The sequence below is a fragment of the Pseudomonas parakoreensis genome (assembly GCF_021602155.1).
Taxonomy (GTDB): domain Bacteria; phylum Pseudomonadota; class Gammaproteobacteria; order Pseudomonadales; family Pseudomonadaceae; genus Aquipseudomonas; species Aquipseudomonas parakoreensis.
In genome coordinates this window covers 1-1,642 of record NZ_BQHY01000052.1, presented here as the reverse complement: position 1 = coordinate 1,642, position 1,642 = coordinate 1, and the positions used below count along the sequence as shown (strand labels likewise).

2 protein-coding genes are annotated in these 1,642 nt (G+C 59.8%); both read left to right on the top strand.

Translation table 11 applies throughout. The features are described from left to right. Window positions 1–602 (top strand): hypothetical protein (locus L6D63_RS28280; protein ID WP_309295590.1); only part of this gene is annotated, 602 nt, incomplete at its 5' end. Between the two features lies 1 nt (window position 603). Further along, a partial coding sequence (locus L6D63_RS28275) for a terminase large subunit (protein ID WP_236170505.1) occupies window positions 604–1,642 on the top strand: 1,039 nt, incomplete at its 3' end.

Below are 1,642 nucleotides of genomic sequence, written 5' to 3'. Positions count from 1 at the left end.
CGTGCCGCCATGAAGCGAGACATCTACACCGGCGGCACCATCCGCACGATGACCATCAAGCAAAAATAAGGATCCCCATGACAACCAAGCAACCCGACTGGGAGGCGATCGAACGAGCCTACCGGGCTGGGTCGCTTTCAGTTCGAGCAATCGCCGAAGAGAGCAACATCTCTCACGTAGCGATTGCCAAGCGAGCGAAGAAGGAAGGCTGGGTGCGCGACCTGACGGATAAGGTCAGAGCTGCAGCCAAGCGAAAGGTTACCAGCGCGGTTACCACGGAAAGTTACCAAAACGATCCGCTGGTAACCGAAGAACAGATCATTGAGGAGGCTTCCGACAAGGTTGCCTCTGTAGTGCTCGCGCACCGGGTTGATCTGGCTCAGTGGCGAGGCATTGCGAACAAACTCAGCGCCGCGCTTCAGGCCATGACGGTCAACGAGGCGAACATCGGCGACTTCTCCCGATCGCTCAACGCAGGCGTCGATGCTCAGCTCAAGGTCATCAAGGGCGAGCGCCAGGCCTACAACCTCGACACGGAAGAGGGCGACAAGACAGTCGACACCCTGGCCGCGATGATGGATGAACTATCGAAGGACGCCTGACATGAAGCCCGAGCACATGAAGCTGCTCCGGGATAAGCGTTGGAGGCTGAACAATCTCTACTTCATCACCGACAAGCAGGGTAAGAAAACCCGCTTCCGGATGACGGACGAGCAGATTGAATACTTCGACGGGATGCACACCCGCAACATCATCCTGAAGGCTCGGCAGCTCGGCTTCACCACTGAGTGCTGCATCATCCAGCTCGACGCCGCTCTGTTCGAGTCGGCCAAGTGCGCGCTGATTGCCCATACCCTGAACGACGCAAAGCGCCTGTTCCGGGAGAAGGTGAAGTACGCCTACGACAACCTGCCGAAAGAGATCCGCGCCGCGAACCCGGCGAGCAACGACGCTGCCGGCGAGCTGGTATTCAGCAAGGGCGGCTCGCTCTACGTCAGTACCTCGTTCCGGGGCGGCACGCTGCGTTACCTGCACGTATCCGAATTCGGGAAGATCTGCGCCAAGTTTCCCCACAAGGCGCGCGAGATCGTCACCGGCGCCTTCGAGGCTGTCGCTACCGATTGCTTCGTCACGATTGAATCGACGGCGGAGGGTCGGGCCGGTTACTTCTTCGACTACTCACAAAGTGCCGAGAAGCAGCTGCTGTCCGGCACGCCGCTCGGCAAGCTGGACTGGAAGTTCTTCTTCTTCAGCTGGTGGAAGAACAAGGCCTACTGGCTCGACCCGGCCGAAGCGATCATCCCGCAGCGCCTGACGGACTACTTCAACGAACTGTTCGCCAAGCACGGCATCGACACCAACCCGGGCCAGCGCGCCTGGTACGCCGCCAAGGAGAAGACCCTCGGCGACGACATGAAGCGGGAATACCCGTCGATCCCTGCCGAAGCCTTCCAGCAGTCGATCGAGGGCGCCTACTACGCCCAGCAGTTCACCAAGTTGTATGCCGCTCAGCGCATCGGCACGCTGCCAGACAACAGCCACCTGCCGGTGATGACCTTCTGGGACATCGGCGTCGGCGACTCCACGGCCATCTGGTTCGTGCGTCAGGTCGGCAACGAATATCACGTCATCGATTACTACG